Here is a 17759-nt window from a genome sequence, read left to right as displayed (position 1 = left end):
AATAAAAATCTGTGTCGATTAAAAAGTGGAACATCAAATTTTTGTTAAGTAGGCGAGATCTTTGAACATTTTTGACGATTTACTCCTGAATATCCTTGTTTTAACCGTCCCCATTGTTTTAACTCACATCTTTTGGCTCGAAAAACCCGGCTCTCTAGACAGTTACGATAAATATCGTCAGGTATTTCTTATATTTATCTGCACACTAGCCGCCATTTTTTGCGTGACCCATCCTTTTTTTAAACCCATAGGCAATCATTTCGATCTGCATATTATTCCTGTACTCATCGCTTTCTTATATGGCGGCATACGCTCAGGACTAGCGGTTTCCGGATTCATACTCGCCTATGTGTACATCATGAACGGCCCGAATTTCGTGTGGATCGTCACCTTATTAGCTCTTCTCATCCCCTTCATCGTGGCTTTCATTGCGCTAAGCAATTGGAAGCACCTAACCCCCAAAGTGATGTTTCCCACCCTGCTTGCTTTCATCAGCGCTCTAGCAACTTTCTGTATCACCCTGCTATATAGAGTCGGTTCTTTTGACACCGTAGATCGTACTTTTTTGCTATATGGAATACTGTATTGTCTCGTTCACTTATTTACGATGTGGCTCATTACGTACTTAATTGCCCGAATTCGCGAAAATATCACATTGCGCCAAGAAATTCAGCGCTCTGAGAAGCTCAATGTCCTCAGTGAATTGGCGGCTTCTGTCGCCCATGAAATTCGCAACCCTATGACGGTAGCCAGGGGATTCATGCAAATCCTCAGCCAATCTCAGGTCACTGAAGAGAAGAAACATATATACACAGCCATGGTCATCGAAGAAATTGACCGCGCCCAAAGCATTATTACCGACTATTTGTCCTTTGCCAAACCCGAGGCTGAGAAGCTTGAACCGCTTAACTTATCTGAACTATCATTTAAACTGAGCAATCTGATACTTCCATATGCCGCAATGCGCGGGGTTGATGTTCAAATCGACATGAAATCCCCGTTGGTCATCCAAGCAAATGAAGAAAAAATCATGCAATGCCTCCTCAACCTGTCCAAAAACGGTATTGAGGCTATGACAAGCGGAGGAGCACTGCAAATCGTAGGCTTCAAACGAGGCCCCCACATTATTCTGCAAATTATAGATACAGGTATCGGTATGACAGCTGAACAGATCAACCGCCTTGGAACCCCTTTTTATTCCACCAAAAACAAAAGCACTGGACTCAGCATGATGGTCTCCTATCGCATCATTCGCACCTTAGGAGGACTCATTGAAGTTACGAGCGAGCCCAACCAAGGTACCTGTTTTACAATATCACTGCCGGCTGTTTGATTGGCTTGCAAGAATATCCATGATCCCTTTGAACAAAGGTATGGCCTTGTTGCTTTCCGTTGGATCCGTATTTTTGATAACAACAGATACTGCATACTTGGGAGAAGCCACCGGGCCATATCCGATAAACCATTGATTTACCTTTTCCTGCTTGCCGACCATCGTTTGAGCCGTACCGGATTTCCCTGCGAGCTGCCACTTTGCATCCTTCAACCCTTGGCCGGTTCCTTCGGTCACGACTTCTCTCATCCAGCTCAAAAGCGTACGGCTTGTCGCGGCGGAGACGTATCCCTCTTCATCCTTTCGCGTTTGCGGTTCAAATTTCTCCATCACGCGATCGGTCTGGTAGCGGATTTCTTGGACCACTCTCGGCGAGTAGCCTTTTCCATTATGCAGTAAAGTAACAATCATATTAGACGCCTGCAAAGGGGTCATCATAACGTCTCTTTGCCCGATGGCTGTCTGCATAAGAACACCTTCATCATCGCGCGGCGTATGAGCGCCAAAGAGCTGTCCAGTCTCTTCGCTATCTAATTGATGGAGAAGGATCTTCGTATCCGTCTTCCCTGTCCATCCCACTTCATCCAGCACGCCAAGCTTATGCGCGAAGCTTTCCAGTTGGCCAGCCGTTAAGCGCTGCATGACTTTGGCAAACACGATGTTGCAGGACTGCGCGAACCCTTGTTCCAAGGTTAAGGGGCCATGCCCCTCTTTCCTCCAGCAGGTAAAACCGTACTTGCCAAGAGCTCCTTCACAAGTGAATGTCTCTTTGGGATTAACCACACCTAAATCCAGCGCAGCGGCAGCCACAACAGTTTTGAAAATAGAGCCGGGAGCCGTTGCTTTAAGGGCATAGTTGCTCCAGCTTTTACTTGCAAGATCCACGGATGTGGGATCATAGTTGGGCCTGCTCGCCATGGCGACGATATCGCCTTGTGCGACTTCCTGAACGACGGCAGCACCGTCCCGGACTTTCAATTTATCCATTAGCGCCTCAATTTGCTGCTGAACGTTTACATCAAGAGTCGTAACTAATTTAACGGGATAAAAAGCATTATTCGGCGCAATCATACGCGCATCCAATCCGGTTAACGGCCTTTTGCCCGCATCCATAAAATAAGAGATCGATGTCTCCCCGATGCCGCGAAGCCAGAGATCGAAGCTCTTTTCAAGACCCGCTCCGCCAATCTTCGTCGTTAGCGCGACCTTGCCCTTTTCCAGATCCGCGCCGTATAAGTTCATTACACGATCCGGATTTTGCCCGATGAAACCGATCAACTGCCGCGCCGTCATCCCCGTCGGGTAGCGATCTTCCATCTGCACCACCTTCACATTCGGCAAGTTCAGCGCATCGATCTGCTCTTCCTGCCCATCCGTTAACGCGACAGGTTTGCCCCCGCTGGATTGATTCCACACTTGCGGCTCTTTCAGATCTTTGGTGAATCCACGCCAAGACTCCGCATTCGTCCGCAAAATCTGGACAAGCTTATTTACCTGCTGCGGGCTTGCTTGGAGATCATTATTGATGGGAAACACAACGAGGGATTTCACAATCTTCCCAGTCATCGGCTGCAAATTCCGATCCAATATTTCGCCTCGGCCGCTCTCCAGCACTAGCGCACGTTGTCTTTGAACGACTGAGTTTTTAAGCAAATTAACTCCGTGTGAACTGTAATTTTCCGTTGCTGCAATTTGTATCCAAAACAGCTTACCCGTTATGCCAATAAACAGGAGTACGATGGTAAGAAGAACAAGAAAAATACGGCGTTTTTCAAGTGAAGATAACTGTTTGACCCTCATACATCTAACTCCTCACGATGTCAATCATCCTAATCTTAGATGTTATCAGTATCGTCACTCCTGCACGTAGACAAACCGTCGAAACACCTTCTTAGAAATAAAAAAAGCCCACCCTCTTAAACAGAGAGTGGACTTCGAATTGTATACAACTAGACTTCGAATTTGGATAAGGTGTCGGTAAGTGATTTGGAAAGCAAATCCAGCTTGTCCGACAGTTTCACTAAGCCATCGCTGATGCTAAGCTGCTCGGAGCTCAAGGAAGCAACTTCCTCCGAAGTAGCAAGAGATTCCTCCGCTACCGCACTTACATTCGTCATAGCGTCCGAAAGAACGACTTGCGATTGTTCCAAAGTTGAGATCGAATCGCTGACCGTGCTGAGCTGCTCAATGAAGCCGCCCATGTGGTTCGTTACTTGTTTGAAAATAATATCGGCTTCCTTCACCGCCAGAATCTGTTCTTTGAAGATCGGCGTTGCTGTGGAAAGCACCTTCACCGTTTCATCGATTTCTTTCTGAATCGTTTCAGTGATTTGACCTACGACATCAATCGATTGACGGGATTGGTCTGCAAGCTTCCGAATCTCATCCGCAACAACCATGAAGCCTTTGCCCGCAGCTCCGGCACGCGCAGCTTCAATTGTCGCATTCAAGGACAAGATATTCGTTTGCTTCGTCATATTATTCAGAACATCCAGGATTTTACGAATCGAACGTGTGCTGTCTTTCAAGTTGTCGACTTTATCCACCATGGAACGGATCATTTCTTCCGTCAAATTCGTCTTCGAAATGAGCTCGGACATATATTTCGTTCCTTGCTCACTGGAGCTCTGCACATCCGCTGCAGCTGTTCCCATCTCCAGGTTGGCTTCGATAACCTGTTTCATCTGGATACCGATATGATGCGTCAGCTCATTGCCTCTTTCGGATTCTGTCGCCAAACCTCCGGCACCGTTGGAGATTTCATCCGTAGCTACAGCAATTTCTCTAGCCGCAGTAGCCGTCACCTTGGAGGAGTTCGTTAACTCTTGCGCCGTTTCAAAAACCGCTTGCGCAGAGGTGCTGGTTTGTTGAACCAACGTTGTAATCTGCTGCATCATTACGTCAAAGCTTGCGCCCAACTGCCCAATCTCATCTTGCGTTGTATAGTTGGCACGCACGGTTAACTTGCCTTTAGCGCCTTGCTGCATCAAGTTGCGAAGATTAATCAGCGGTCGTCCAATCATTCTGGCAACGAATAATCCGATTAACACTGCCGCAATAGCCGCAAATAAAGCGATTAAAAGCGTGTAATTGAAAATCTTCTTAGCATCCTTCACAAGCGAGCTAACTGGAATATCCCCGACTAAATTCCAACCTGATAAAGATGATTTGTAATAGGCTACCAAATGATCATCTTTTGTTACAAAAGAGCCATTTTCTTGATCCAATTGCTCTTTCGTTAACTGGATGGCTGCATCTTTTTCGAGCTCAGTAATATTCGCAGATGCAATATTCTTATTCTCAGCATTCGTAATGACAACCTTGCTGTCGTCTCCGAGAGACATGCCCGTAATTTCTTTATTCAAGAGATCCGTGCTAAGCTCCAACATTAACACGGCGGTCGTGCTGTTAGTTAGCGTATTTCTCATAAGACGGCCAATGGCAAATGTATTCGTGGAAGAGCTGGAGTATCCTTTAACTTTACTATCCAACCACGCTACTTTTCCCCCATTGTCCACAATTTTCTTAAACCAATCGGTCGATCCTGAATTTTCGCTTAACGTGCTTCCGCCAGAACCCGTAATGACAATCAGCTTGCCGTCTGGTCGATACAGATGAAGCGTTTTGATTGACTTGTTAGCGAAGGTCACCACATTTAATTTATCCGTTAATTGGCGAACAACTTCCAGTGACTCGTAAGAAGTAGGATCTAACGTAGGAACTTTCTCCAGAAGGTCCTGCAGCTCTTTGTTCAGCATAATTTGTAAAGATGTGTCTTCGAACGTCTGATAAAGGAAATCCAGCTTCTGGCCTGCTTGTGTAACAGTTTGCAAGGAGGATTCTGCCACTTTGTTCTTAATGACATTTTTGGACACGCTGTAAGAAATCATACCCACAATGAGAACGAAGAACAAAATGCTGATAAAAAACATTAAAAACAGCTTCATGCCTACGGACTTCACCGGATTTCCCAATTTAACCTGCCTCATTTCTTTGAAAGCGACTGTGCCCATTTGCTTCGATGTCTTTCCTGCCGCTCCCGCCACGCGACCCCATGGCACATTTCGGAATGTTTGCGCGACAGCTTTGTTTACAAATGCGAGAATACTTTGGAGTCTCTTCTTCATCTTTTCACCGCCATTAGTTTCTGTTCATTGTCCCCGTACTTTCGTCCTAAAATGAAAAGGGTTACAATTCATGTTTTTTATTCAATTCGACAACATTTAACAATTTCCTTTAATATTCGCTCTAAACGAAAATAAAAAAAAGAAACTTTCTCCAATATAACCCAGTCTGGAGAAAGCTTCCATGGTACTATTTTCCTGTTTTCTTACGCATCATATCCCACTTATTTACAGGAAATTCTGTTTTTAGTTTAATGACTTGAAGCGGATGCCTTGCTGCGTCCAGCTCCTGCCCCTCTTCATTCCAGATGACGCCAACCTTTTGTTTAAAATGCGTTCCTTCTGGTCCAAAGAATTCAATTTCCTGTCCTGGCTTAAAATGATTTCTTTGCTGAATCAGCGCAGTACCCGTTGCCTCGTCATAAGACAGCACTAGACCGACAAAATCAAAGCCAACCACTTTATCCTCCGGTTCGAAAATATGATCTTCAGGGCCGGGCGTATCGTAGAAGAAGCCCTCGTTCAAAGGACGGTTCGCCGCTTTGTGGATCTCCTCCTGCCAAACAGGATTGAGTTTGAAGTGTTCCGGATCCTCAAAGTAAGCATCAATCGCCTGTCGGTACGCATTAACAACCGTCGCTACGTAATGAATGCTCTTCATTCTTCCTTCGATTTTGAAGCTGTCTACACCGGATTCAATCATATCGGCAATATGCTCGATCATGCTGAGATCCTTCGATCCCATCGTAAAGGCATCATCTTCTTCGCCAAACAACGGCAAATCCGTCGCCAGTGGCGCTGATTCCGGTTGATCTTTGGCAAACAGATCATATTTCCAGCGGCATGATTGCGAACAGCCTCCGCGGTTGGAGTCACGATCCGTAAAATGATTGGAAAGCACACATCTGCCAGAGTAGGAGCTGCACATCGCGCCATGAATGAAAGCTTCAATCTCAACATTGACATGCGCTTTAATTTGATCAATTTCTTCCATGCTGACTTCACGAGCCAGAACGACGCGCTCAATGCCTTGGTCTTTCCAGAACTTCACGGTTTGCCAGTTCATCACCGATTGCTGTGTACTCACATGAACTTCCAGTTTAGGCGCCACTCTTCGGCATGTTTCCATAATCAGCGGATCCGCTGCAATGATGGCTGAAATACCAACCTCTTGTAGTCCTCGTAGGTAATCATCCAGCCCTACAATGTCCTCGTTATGTGCATAAATGTTCGTTGCTACGAACACTTTGGCTCCGTACCCGTTCGCAAACTCAACTGCTTCACGCATTTCTTCAAGTGAAAAGTTGTCTGCACTGGAACGGAGACCATACTTCTGTCCGCCAATATATACCGCGTCAGCCCCGTAATGAATAGCAAATTTCAATTTTTCCAAATTGCCCGCAGGGGCAAGTAATTCCGGTTTATGCAGTCTAACACGCTTCCCTCTCGCTCGTGCTTCTAATGCTGTCGTCATCTCGAAAACGCACCTTCTTCCATCTATCAATATACCTGTTCTTTATAGAAAAACCCGTACGACAATTCGCGTTCAGGGTCCTGCAATTCTGTTATCGCATCCAGCCATTCTTGCTGGAACTCAAATTCTTCCGGGTTTGCGGCATAAGCGTCAATGACAGCACGGTAGCTGCGAACAACTGTTTCGTTATACGCGGTCGATTTCAGATGACCTTCGATTTTGAAGCTATCGATCCCGCCGTCCATAAGCTCAGGCAAATTCTCCAGCATGCAAAAATCCTCAGAACTCATGATATGCGTACCGTTACTATCCTCATACACAGGGTAACGCTGATCACGGCGCTCGTGCTCGATAAGGAACAGTCCGCGTTCAATGGAACGATCCTGCGTTGATGCGTCTTTCCCTTGGTGTTCGATATAATTTTTCACTAGCTCTCGCTTTGAGTGATAAATATTGGTAATCCCATGCACTTGAACTTCAACCGCTAACTCCGTATTCTCTTTAAAAGCCAACACCTGTTCCATGTTCAGCTCTCTAGCCAGCACAACGCGGGTTGCCCCTTGTCTGCCCCAATAATTCGCAGTTGCGAAATTGGTAGAAGTCATCTCCGCATTCCAGTGCAGCACTAGCGGCTTTGGTAACGTGCGCGCAGCCATTAGGACTGCAGGATCACCGAAAATAACGCCATCCACATTGAATGCCTGCAGCTTGCTTAAATAGTCTGACAGGCCCTCCAAGGAGTTGTTGTCAAAAATCTTGTTCACCGACACATACACCTTTGCCTGTTTGTCGTGCGCCCAAGCAACTGATTCTCCAATCTCCTCTAGCTTCACATTTCCAGGCAGACGCATAGCATAACGCTCTTCTCCAATTATGACACTGTCCGCGCCGGCTTCAATCATTGTTTTCAATTCAGCGCTACTACCGCAGCTTATTACTAACTCTGGTTTTTTCACTTGCTTACCCTACCTTCTGTCAGCTTCCTAACGTGGTATTAATTCGCGGCCTTTTTACTTTCCGCAATATTTTTCTTGTGTTCTTCATAGGTCTCCGCGAACAAATGCCCTTTCGTGCCGTCTTTCTTTGTTACATAAAACAAGTACTTCGTTTCTTGCGGATAAATTGCTGCTTTCATCGAGGCAAGGCTCGGACTGGCAATTGGCCCCGGAGGCAGCCCTGTATTCAAGTACGTATTATAAGGGCTTTGTATTTGCAAATCCTTTTCCAACAACCGATCCTTGGACTTATCAAACAAATATTGCACCGTTGCATCAATTTGCAGGGGCATGTTCTGTTTCAACCTGTTTTGGATAACGCCGGAAACAAGAGCCCGCTCTTCATCCACAACAACCTCTCGCTCAATTAAAGAAGCGATCGTCAGCATCTGATGCACGCTAAGTCCACGTTCTTTGAGTTTATCCTTCCAGTCAGGCGGCAGCGTTGCAAGCTTCTTGTCCAATTGCTGCAGCGTTCGCTCAACGAACTCCTCTTCCGTCGAACCCTTCTTAAACTCGTACGTTTCCGGGAACAAATACCCTTCAAGCCGGTGCTTCAAATTCTTATTATCCGGAATGCCGCTCGCGGCGGTATCTTCCGTCAAGCCTGCAGGCGCATCTGCCAGCTTCAAGAACACATCTTTGTTCCATGGCGTCTGTTCACTTAATTTGGCAGCAATTTGATCAACGGTGTATCCCTCAGGAATCGTTATTCGAATAACCTCTTCCTTTACCGTTTCCCCTTTATTCAGCTTTTCAATCATCTCATCAAAAGTTAAGCCGGGCTTCATGTCATATTCACCGGCTTGAAACCTGGAGCCTTGCTTTTTAACTTTTAAATAATACGTAAAAATGGATGAGTTCTTAATAAGGCCCTTTGTTTCAAGCTCTTTCGCGATTTGTCCAGATCCGGCGCCTGGGGGAATGGATACCCTCACTTCTTGCTCCGAGGCTTCAACCGGCTGCAGGCCGTTCGCAATATATAATCCTATACCGCTTGCTGTCCCGATAATAATGAGCAGAAACGTACCCACTATAAGAAGTGTTAGCTTCAGTTTCTTTGTTTTCGTCGTCTTCCCTGCGCTTTCTTGATCAAGCATGTTGTTCACGATGATCCTCCTAAACGTTATGCAGCAGCAAAAAACAAAACTTTGCTATCGCGAGCTCTCCAAGCAAACAAAAACGAGCGGATGCGCTCCGCTCGGTTGTTTGCTTCTTACAAGTCATCCTGATCTGGAAATACCATCTCATCGTAGAGCTCCGAAACAGTCTCGTATTCGTCGTCATCTTCGATGGTTTCCAGCTCGTATTCGCCGTCCGCATTCTGCGTCACCCGGAAAACCGCAACCTCGTCTTCCTTCTTGAGTTCATCGGATTGCAAAACCGCATACGTTCTATTGTCATAAACGAATTCTTTAAGAAGATGATAAACCGTTGATTCATTTTGCTCATCAAACAAAATAATATCATCCCCGTAAGCTTTGCGCAATACGTCAGAAAGCGTCGTACTCATGCTTCTTCTTCCTCATCGAATTCTGCCATTAATGTGTTAAATGTTTCTTCCACGATATTCCACTCTTCTTCATCATCGATGGTGAACAGCTTCAAATCTTCGCCGTCATCATCTTCTTCATAACGGAAGGCATACACTTCGTCGGATTCTTCGTCTCCTCCGTCTGTAGGCACCACCATCATGTACTTCTTGTCAGAACCGTCCACTTCGAATTTCATGATAACCTCGAACTCTTCTTCGTTGCCTTCATCGTCCGGGATGTAAATGATTTCTGGTTCCTCTTCACGCAATTCTTCTTTGGACATGTTCATTCACCTCTTCATATTGGCATCCATATACCCTTGCAGGATGATTTGCGCGGCCATTTTATCAATGACCTGCTTCCGCTTCTTCCGGCTCACATCTGCTTCAAGCAGTGTGCGAGTCGCAGCAACGGTCGTTAGACGCTCATCCCACAAGTGTACGGGTACACTTAGTTTTTGTTCTAACTCTTTCGAAAACTCGATGGCCAATTCGCCGCGAGGACCAATCGTGTTGTTCATATTTTTGGGTAAGCCAACGACAATTTGTGTGACACCGTACTGCTCGACAATCGCAACCAGCCGGTCAATGTCTTCTCCTGGCTTACGACGATGTATGACTTCCAGCGCTTGTGCGGTCCATCCCAACTCATCGCTCATCGCTACACCAATCGTTTTATCCCCGTAATCCAAGCCTATCCATCTCATGCGGTTCTCATTTCCTTCTATTTGTGTTGACCCAGATAAGCGCGAACCAACTCTTCAATCAGTTCGTCGCGTTCCCGTTTACGAATGAGGCTGCGCGCATTATTATGCCGTGGAATATAAGCAGGATCTCCGGAAAGCAAGTACCCGACAATCTGGTTGATCGGATTATACCCTTTTTCCTGAAGAGCATCGTACACCGCTAATAACACATCTTTGGGCGATGTCTCAATTTCTTCTGCTTTCACGTTGAACTTCATCGTTTTATCCATGGAACTCATCAGGAGCACCTCACTTTCCTTGTGATACCATTTGTAAAAATTTGAAAACTGTTCGTGTATACTGGTTTATATTCTCTATGGGTTTAAAAATTCCTGTCCCCCAAAAAAATAATTATGCAAATTGCGACAGAAGTCCCTCAACGCCGGAAAGTGCAGCCTGTAATTTGGAAGCGTCTTTACCGCCTGCTTGGGCCATATCCGGTCGGCCTCCACCGCTTCCGCCAACTGCTGCAGCTACTTCTTTAATAATTTTGCCGGCATGGAAGCCTTTTGCAACAAGGTCCGGTGTAACAGCTGCAACCAAATTGACTTTATCGTCAGCCACAGCGCCTAGAACGATAACAGCAGACCCCAGTTTCGTCTTCATTTCATCGACGATGTTACGAAGTGAATCCATATCCGCTGCGTTGACTTGGGCAGCTAGCACCGAAACACCGGCAGCTTGCTTCACTTGATCCGTTAAGGATCCCGCTTCAATGCGGCCAAGTTTGCCGCGCAGCGATTCGTTCTCACGTGCAAGCTCTTTCACTTGCTGCAGTGCCGCTTCGACACGTTTCGGAACGTCTTGAACGTTCGATTTGAGCATGCCTGCTGCTTCTTTGAGCAATTGCAGCTGCTGGTCAAGGTATTCATACGCGCTGCGGCCGGAAACTGCCTCGATCCGACGTACGCCGGACCCGATACCGGATTCGCTCACGATTTTGAATAAACCGATTTGGCCCGTGTTCTGAACGTGACAGCCGCCGCACAGCTCTAAGCTGTAATCGCCGACTTGCACGACGCGCACGATATCGCCGTACTTCTCGCCGAATAGTGCCATTGCTCCCATCGCTTTCGCATCAGCAATTGGTTTCAATGAAATTTCGACATTAATGTTATTCCAAATTTGACGGTTCACGCGCTGCTCAACATCCTGCAATTCTTCGCTGCTAATGCTGCCGAAATGCGAGAAGTCAAAACGCAAACGATCCGGTTCTACCAGGGAGCCTGCTTGGTTAACATGCGAGCCCAGAACTTCTTTCAGCGCTTTATGCAGTAAATGCGTAGCCGTATGATTTTTGATGATATCGCCGCGCTCAGCAGATGCTACGATAGCCTCTACCGTGTCGCCTTTGCGCAGAACGCCAGACTCCACTACGACTTTGTGAACATGCTGCCCATGAGGCGCTTTAATGACATCTTCAACCTTCAGTGTAACCTGGCTGTTGCGGATGGTTCCGAAGTCGCTCACCTGACCGCCGCTTTCCGCATAGAAAGGTGTGCGGTCCAGAATAACCTGGCAAGTCTCGCCTACGCCAACGATGTCGACAAGCTCATTTTCATGAACAATAGCTTCAATATTAGCAGTAACTACCAATTCATTATATCCAACAAATTCGCTTTTAACCGTCAATTCGGACAGCGGGCCGCCTTGTACCTTCATTCCGCCTTCTTTTTGACTAGCTGCTCTTGCACGGTCACGCTGTTCCTGCATCGAAGCGTCGAACCCTTCACGATCAACCGTCAAGCCTTTTTCTGAAGCAAAATCCTCCGTCAAATCGAACGGGAAGCCATACGTATCATATAGTTTAAAGGCATCCGGTCCACTGATTTGATTCGTACCGGCTTGACGCGTCTTTTCGACCATCTCCGCCAGGATGACCAAACCATCGCTTAACGTTTCATGGAAACGCTCTTCTTCGGTACGGATAACCTTTTCGATAAATTCACGTTTGTCTACAACCTCCGTGTAGTAAACGCCCATGATTTCAGCGACAGTAGCAACCAGTTTGTAGAGGAACGGTTTATCTTGGCCAAGCACTTTCCCGTAACGCACAGCACGGCGCAGCAAACGGCGGATCACATAACCGCGTCCTTCATTAGAAGGAAGTACGCCATCGCCTACGGAGAAGGCCACCGTACGAATGTGATCGGCGATTACTTTCAATGCCACATCGTGATCATCGTTCACATGATACGTTACACCTGTAAGCTCACAGGTTTTATCGATAATCGGTTTGAACAGATCCGTGTCAAAGTTGGAATCTACGTCTTGCAGAATTGAAGCGAAGCGCTCCAGTCCTGCGCCTGTATCAATGTTTTTGTTAGGAAGAGGTGTGTAGCTGCCGTCCTTATTATGGTTGAACTGTGTGAACACAAGGTTCCACACTTCCAAGAAACGTTCGTTTTCTCCCCCAGGCCAGCACTCCGGATCGGATAAATCGCCGTATTTGTCGCCACGGTCATAGAAAATCTCCGTACAAGGACCACATGGACCTTCGCCGATGTCCCAGAAATTATCTTCTTTGAGCTTGTAGATACGCTCTTCCGGGATACCGATTTGTTTGTGCCAAATCTCAAAAGCTTCTTCATCATCTTCGTGCACGGTAACGGAAATACGATTCGGATCAAATCCGATCCATTGCGGATCCGTCAAAAACTCCCAAGCCCATGGAATAACTTCTTTTTTAAAGTAATCACCGATGGAGAAGTTCCCTAACATTTCAAAAAATGTATGGTGACGGCGCGTTTTCCCGACATTCTCAATATCGTTCGTACGAATACATTTCTGAGCATTCGTAATACGCGGATTCTCCGGAATTTCCCGTCCATCCAAATATGGCTTTAACGGCGCAATACCGGCGTTAATCCAGAGCAACGACGGATCATTATGCGGAACAAGCGAAGAGCTGGGCTCTACTTTATGCCCTTTACTTGCGAAGAACTGCAACCATTTGGAACGAATTTCACTTGCCTTCATCTCACTCAAGCCTCCATATTTACCTATAATGTTTGAAAACAAACAAAAAACGCCCCTGTAACATACAGGGACGAATCATCGCGGTACCACCCTGGTTATTGCGTTTCCCTCCCACCGAACCTACGGCAGAGGAAATCAGGCAATCTCCTTGTGCGGATCTGTAACGGGTCCATCCGGTGGAGTTCATCCACACTCCGAAATTAGCTTTCAGCCATCCTAGCACCGAGAGGTTCTTCCAGCCGGATTCGCGCAAAAGCCGCTCACCGGAACCTCATCTCTGACAGTGGACTATGACTTACTTCAATTTCATCAACGCTTTTGCAGTAGATCTAGATAAGGCAAATTATAACTTTATGCCTGAACCGTGTCAATATTGATCCCTGTTCATGGAACCAGTTTGGTGTGGACATCGTAAGTACAATAAAATATTGATCCAACAAAATGATGAGGAAGTGATGCTAATGGATTTATCAGCTCTTATGCTGCTAGGGTTAATTACACCTGTTTTTGTTCTCGTCATCTACATCATGGCCAAAACACTCATTAAGAAGGAAATTCCGGATAGCCGATATAATCCTTTCGATTATATAACAGGCCAAACCCGCGTTCAATTTCAAGAGCAAAAAGAAGAAAAAGAAGAAAATGCCGATCAAGGAGACGATAAAGATAAAGGATTAAAATCATAGTTGACAATCGTTCTCAATGGCGATATACTAAACTCATTGATAATGATTTTCATTATCGAATGAAGCAACATAGAATCAACGTTTAATTCATTCCGTAGCCCATTCGATGGTTTACGTATGCCACACCCTTTAATATCCTCAACCCTCGTGCAAAACCCCTGTGTACCATGATCCCGCAAGTCATGATACACGGGGGTTTTGTGCGTCTATTTATGCGCTTAGCCTAGTTTTGGCCTAGCCCATCCTTAGATCCCGCTAAGTCGTGGGTTTATGGACATAGTGCAAGAAAACGTGCTGAATGATCACCTTCATGACCGCGAAGAACGGTACCGCTAGGATGAGGCCAACTATACCCGCTACTTCCCCGCCGACCAATAAGGCAAAGATAATAACGAGTGGATGCATATGCAGCTTTTTGCCTACCACTTGCGGTGAAATGACATTCCCCTCAAGAATTTGCACGGCTAAATTCACAATCGCGACAAATAGCACCATTTTTAGCGAAATCGTTGAGGCCATAATGATCGCGGGCGCGGCTCCAAAAAACGGGCCAAGGTAGGGAATAATATTGAAAACCGCCACCACACTGGCGAGTAAAAGCGCATACGGCATACCAATGAGCCAATACCCCAAGTACGCAAGCCCCCCAATAATGACGCAAACCAACAGCTGGCCGCGAATATAATTCCCAAGCGCAGTATCGATATCGATGAGAAGCTTAACTGTTTTCTTGCGATGCTCCTTCGGTACGATGGCTAGCGCCGTTTTCTCGATGATTTGAAAGTCTTTCATGATGTAAAAGGCAACGAATGGCACGATAAATGCAATAAACAGCATGGAAATCGTGCTTCCAATTTGATTCATGTAATTCGATATCGCCATGGAAATGCTATTTTCCAACTTCGTTAACGAGTGGTTAAAGCCGTCTCGCACACTGTCCGGCAGCAGTCTGTTCTGGTTAAATCCGTCCACAATCGATTGCGCGCGAATTTCCATCTGCGGCATGTGCTCGTTCAGCTCCGCAATTTGCGTCATAAATACAGGAGTCATATTCATGATTATGACCGTGAGCGAGGATATAAAAACACAATAAATCAACAGCACGGCAATCGTTCTCGGCACTTTGCGCTGGTTCAGCATGTTCACGACCGGGTTCAAGATATAGGAAATAATTACTGCGATGAAAAATGGCGCTAATATCGCTTTTAAAAAAGTGAATAAGCTTAGTAAAATGGGTTTGATCAGCAGCAGCATATAGATACAGGCCAGTGCCAAAAGCAAATACACCAGCCCTACAAACCAACGATTTCTCCAAAAACGTTCCATCTCGTCCACCTCAGTGATTCTAAATATATCTACGCTCATACAGTATATGTACATGCTGGTCAAATTAACCTTGTAGACCAAAACAAAGAGACGCTACTTTACAAGCACGGATGTGCCCATAAGTAACGTCTCCTGTTTGCTATTATGATTAATTTGCGTGTTCTTGGATCAATGGCATTTCTTCTTCAAAAAATAAATCATCCAGAGAACTTAGCGTTCCGTCTTCTTCTACTTGATACACGGACATTTTCTCTCCGTTGACGCTGAGTTCGATAAAGCAACCCCAGCAATAAAACTGGTGGGAACCGATCTTTCCAATATCTTTGGAATTACAGTTTGGACAACGCATCTTGCTCACCCTATTCTTCTTTGGATACGAAGAGTTCTTCTACTTCCTGAGAGCAATGTACAGGCACTATAATGGCATCTTCACCTTTGGTTGCCGAATCCGGCATGGGAAGCCATTTACGCCCTTCCTTTAAATCAGAAATAAACCCTTCGGACAATTCATAACCTACTATTTGTTTACCCCAATCTTGGGTTAAATAAACATCTTCTACCACGCCTAATTTGTCTCCGCCGACAGTAACGACTGGAAGACCTTTAATCGGGTGGCTTCCTTCCAGAAAAGCATGGCATTCAACTGCCTGCTCAAACTCGACTATGACATTTTCGTTCGGTATGGTAACGGCATCTTCACCTGCAGCGACAACTCCATCCCACGGTACGTACCGTAAGGAGGAAAACCACATCTTTGCTTCTAGAATAATGCCTCGTATGTTCCATTCAGGGTCAATCATCAAATCTTTCACTTGGCCTAATTGTTTGCCGGAATCTACCGTCAGAACGGGAAGTCCGATCAAATCATGCGCTCTGCGCAAGGTGCTTTCCTCCTAGAACCACCCGGTACTAATTATTACGCAGCCGTTTGACAATGGTTGCAATTTTCTGGGCAGCTGTTTCAATTTGATCTTTAGAATTCCCCATTCCAAAGCTAAATCGAACGGCAGAGGCTGTAACATTTTCTGGAAGTTTCATTGCTTGTAAAACGTGAGACACTTCAAGTGAACCTGAGGTGCACGCAGAACCGCTTGCTGCAGCCACATCTTCCAGGTCAAGATTCATAAGCAGCGTCTCTGTGGATACGCCAGGAAAGCTGATGTTCAGAATATGCGGAACTTGTTGTTCGGCATGTCCATTTATCGTAAATTGATCACGGCCTATTTGCTGCTCCAAGCTAGCCATCATACACTGTCTAAGCTCTGCAGCTTGCTCGTAAAGGGTTTCCGTCATAGGGAGAATCATCTCCATTGCCTTGGCAAACCCCGCTATGGCAGCTACATTCTCCGTTCCCGCGCGGCGTTTTCTTTCCTGCGCACCGCCAAATGCATGAGGAACCAGCTTCGTATTCTTGGAGACATACAATGCACCCACACCATTAGGACCATATATTTTATGAGCAGACAAGCTAAGCAAATCAACCGGCAGTTCATGAAGATTCAGCGGTAATTTACCTAAAGCTTGAACGGCATCAACATGAAAAGGAATATTCCGGCTTCGTGCTAACCGGCCAACTTCTGCAATCGGTTGAATCGTGCCTATTTCATTATTCACATACATGATAGAGATGAGAGCCGTATCGGGACGAATAGCCGACTCCACATCTTCGACTTGAATAAGACCAGTCGGACCTACTGGAAGGTAAGTGACCTCGTAACCGAGGCTCTCCAGCCGCTCACAGGGATGCAGGACAGCGTGGTGCTCAATCTCTGTCGTAATGATATGTTTCTTGCCATTATTGTTCGCATGGATGATCCCAAAGATCGCCATATTGTTGCTTTCAGTCCCGCCGCTCGTAAAGATGAGTTCACCAGGCAGACAGCAAAGTGACTTCGCCATCGCGTCGCGAAAGCGGTTCAGTGCTGTTCTCGTCGCTCTGCCGAAGCTATGCGTGCTGGAAGGATTGCCAAAATAAGCTGTATAAAAAGGAAGCATAGCTTCCATAACGTCGGGATGCACCGGCGTGGTCGCCGCGTGATCAAGATAAATTGGATTCATAAATCACCTTAAATGTAAAACATGTAATTGTCGTGCTGGCCTGCGTCTTCAAAGGAAATTAGGTTCGCAAGCGTTGTAGAATCAAGCACTTCCGCGATGCTGTCGCGGATACGGATCCATAAATCGCGCTTCGCCGGGTCATCTTCCTCCGTAAAGTCGACAGGACTAATCGGTCCTTCCAACACGCGAATCACTTCACCCGCTGTCACTTGATCAGCAGGCTTGGAGAGAATATATCCACCGTACGCTCCACGAATACTTTTGACCAATCCCGCGTTACGCAAAGGAGCAACTAGCTGCTCGAGATAATGCTCGGATAGCTGATGCTTTTCGGCAATACTTTTGAGTGAAGTCGGACCTTCACCAACTCGATTGGCCAACTCCATCATGATCGTTAGACCATAGCGGCCTTTTGTGGAAATTTTCAAAATTTACACCTCATTCAACATTTATGCCATCAAGGGGGCTAATTGATATTACGAGAAATTGTGAGTTGTTTACCTA

Annotated in this window: 17 protein-coding genes; 2 read left to right on the top strand and 15 right to left on the bottom strand. The window is 46.1% G+C overall.

Annotated elements, in window-relative coordinates:
* The first annotated feature begins 61 nt into the window (after positions 1-61).
* On the top strand, positions 62-1333 hold the full coding sequence (locus tag AC3WTJ_RS01350; RefSeq protein WP_492520213.1) for an ATP-binding protein: 1272 nt from the start codon (positions 62-64) through the stop codon (positions 1331-1333).
* On the opposite strand, the gene AC3WTJ_RS01345 is transcribed toward AC3WTJ_RS01350, so the two are convergent.
* The 10 genes from AC3WTJ_RS01345 to alaS form a co-directional block, all read right to left on the bottom strand.
* Positions 1316-3133 carry a peptidoglycan D,D-transpeptidase FtsI family protein gene (locus tag AC3WTJ_RS01345; protein ID WP_492520212.1) on the bottom strand — a complete coding sequence of 606 codons (1818 nt, stop codon included), beginning with the start codon at positions 3131-3133 and terminating at the stop codon, positions 1316-1318. The genes AC3WTJ_RS01350 and AC3WTJ_RS01345 overlap by 18 nt on opposite strands.
* A gap of 149 nt (positions 3134-3282) precedes the next feature.
* Entirely contained in the window at positions 3283-5460 is a 2178-nt protein-coding gene (locus AC3WTJ_RS01340) for a methyl-accepting chemotaxis protein (RefSeq protein ID WP_492520211.1), read from the bottom strand.
* Positions 5461-5647: 187 nt separating this feature from the next.
* Positions 5648-6931 (bottom strand): peptidase U32 family protein, encoded by a 1284-nt coding sequence (locus AC3WTJ_RS01335; protein ID WP_492520210.1) that lies wholly within the window; start codon positions 6929-6931, stop codon positions 5648-5650.
* 26 nt (positions 6932-6957) lie between these two features.
* Complete coding sequence (locus AC3WTJ_RS01330; RefSeq protein WP_492520209.1) at positions 6958-7887, bottom strand: peptidase U32 family protein; 930 nt, start codon at positions 7885-7887, stop codon at positions 6958-6960.
* A gap of 38 nt (positions 7888-7925) precedes the next feature.
* Positions 7926-9026 (bottom strand): endolytic transglycosylase MltG, encoded by a 1101-nt coding sequence (gene mltG / locus AC3WTJ_RS01325; protein WP_492520949.1) that lies wholly within the window; start codon positions 9024-9026, stop codon positions 7926-7928.
* A gap of 116 nt (positions 9027-9142) precedes the next feature.
* Positions 9143-9439 (bottom strand): DUF1292 domain-containing protein, encoded by a 297-nt coding sequence (locus tag AC3WTJ_RS01320; RefSeq protein ID WP_127455358.1) that lies wholly within the window; start codon positions 9437-9439, stop codon positions 9143-9145.
* Positions 9436-9744: a DUF1292 domain-containing protein gene (locus AC3WTJ_RS01315; RefSeq protein WP_056610485.1), complete on the bottom strand. Its 309-nt coding sequence runs from the start codon at positions 9742-9744 to the stop codon at positions 9436-9438. Before AC3WTJ_RS01315 ends, AC3WTJ_RS01320 begins: the two co-directional genes overlap by 4 nt.
* A gap of 6 nt (positions 9745-9750) precedes the next feature.
* Positions 9751-10167: a Holliday junction resolvase RuvX gene (gene ruvX / locus AC3WTJ_RS01310; RefSeq protein ID WP_127455357.1), complete on the bottom strand. Its 417-nt coding sequence runs from the start codon at positions 10165-10167 to the stop codon at positions 9751-9753.
* A 17-nt stretch (positions 10168-10184) separates the two neighbouring features.
* Positions 10185-10445: an IreB family regulatory phosphoprotein gene (locus tag AC3WTJ_RS01305; protein WP_028555746.1), complete on the bottom strand. Its 261-nt coding sequence runs from the start codon at positions 10443-10445 to the stop codon at positions 10185-10187.
* A gap of 112 nt (positions 10446-10557) precedes the next feature.
* A complete protein-coding gene (gene alaS / locus AC3WTJ_RS01300; protein WP_492520208.1) occupies positions 10558-13185 on the bottom strand; it encodes an alanine--tRNA ligase in 2628 nt (875 codons plus the stop codon).
* A 461-nt stretch (positions 13186-13646) separates the two neighbouring features.
* On the opposite strand from alaS, the gene AC3WTJ_RS01295 reads away from it, so the two are divergent.
* Positions 13647-13871, top strand: coding sequence for a DUF3951 domain-containing protein (locus AC3WTJ_RS01295; RefSeq protein ID WP_492520207.1), 225 nt, complete (start codon positions 13647-13649; stop codon positions 13869-13871).
* Positions 13872-14126: 255 nt separating this feature from the next.
* On the opposite strand, the gene AC3WTJ_RS01290 is transcribed toward AC3WTJ_RS01295, so the two are convergent.
* The 5 genes from AC3WTJ_RS01290 to cymR all read right to left on the bottom strand — a co-directional run bounded on the left by AC3WTJ_RS01290 (position 14127) and on the right by cymR (position 17683).
* The gene (locus AC3WTJ_RS01290) at positions 14127-15197 is read right to left on the bottom strand and encodes an AI-2E family transporter (protein WP_127455355.1); all 1071 of its coding nucleotides are present in this window, start codon (positions 15195-15197) and stop codon (positions 14127-14129) included.
* Positions 15198-15345: 148 nt separating this feature from the next.
* On the bottom strand, positions 15346-15546 hold the full coding sequence (locus tag AC3WTJ_RS01285) for a YrzR-like zinc ribbon domain (RefSeq protein ID WP_079419326.1): 201 nt from the start codon (positions 15544-15546) through the stop codon (positions 15346-15348).
* A gap of 10 nt (positions 15547-15556) precedes the next feature.
* Positions 15557-16078 carry a PRC-barrel domain-containing protein gene (locus tag AC3WTJ_RS01280; protein ID WP_157319179.1) on the bottom strand — a complete coding sequence of 174 codons (522 nt, stop codon included), beginning with the start codon at positions 16076-16078 and terminating at the stop codon, positions 15557-15559.
* A 28-nt stretch (positions 16079-16106) separates the two neighbouring features.
* Positions 16107-17255, bottom strand: a complete 1149-nt coding sequence (locus tag AC3WTJ_RS01275; RefSeq protein ID WP_492520206.1) for a cysteine desulfurase family protein — start codon at positions 17253-17255, stop codon at positions 16107-16109.
* An 8-nt stretch (positions 17256-17263) separates the two neighbouring features.
* On the bottom strand, positions 17264-17683 hold the full coding sequence (gene cymR, locus AC3WTJ_RS01270; protein WP_127455352.1) for a cysteine metabolism transcriptional regulator CymR: 420 nt from the start codon (positions 17681-17683) through the stop codon (positions 17264-17266).
* Positions 17684-17759 lie beyond the last annotated feature (76 nt).

This window comes from Paenibacillus sp. FW101-FHT12H11 (assembly GCF_058790355.1).
Note: the sequence above shows the minus strand (reverse complement) of the source record. Positions and strands in the feature narration are given on the sequence as shown.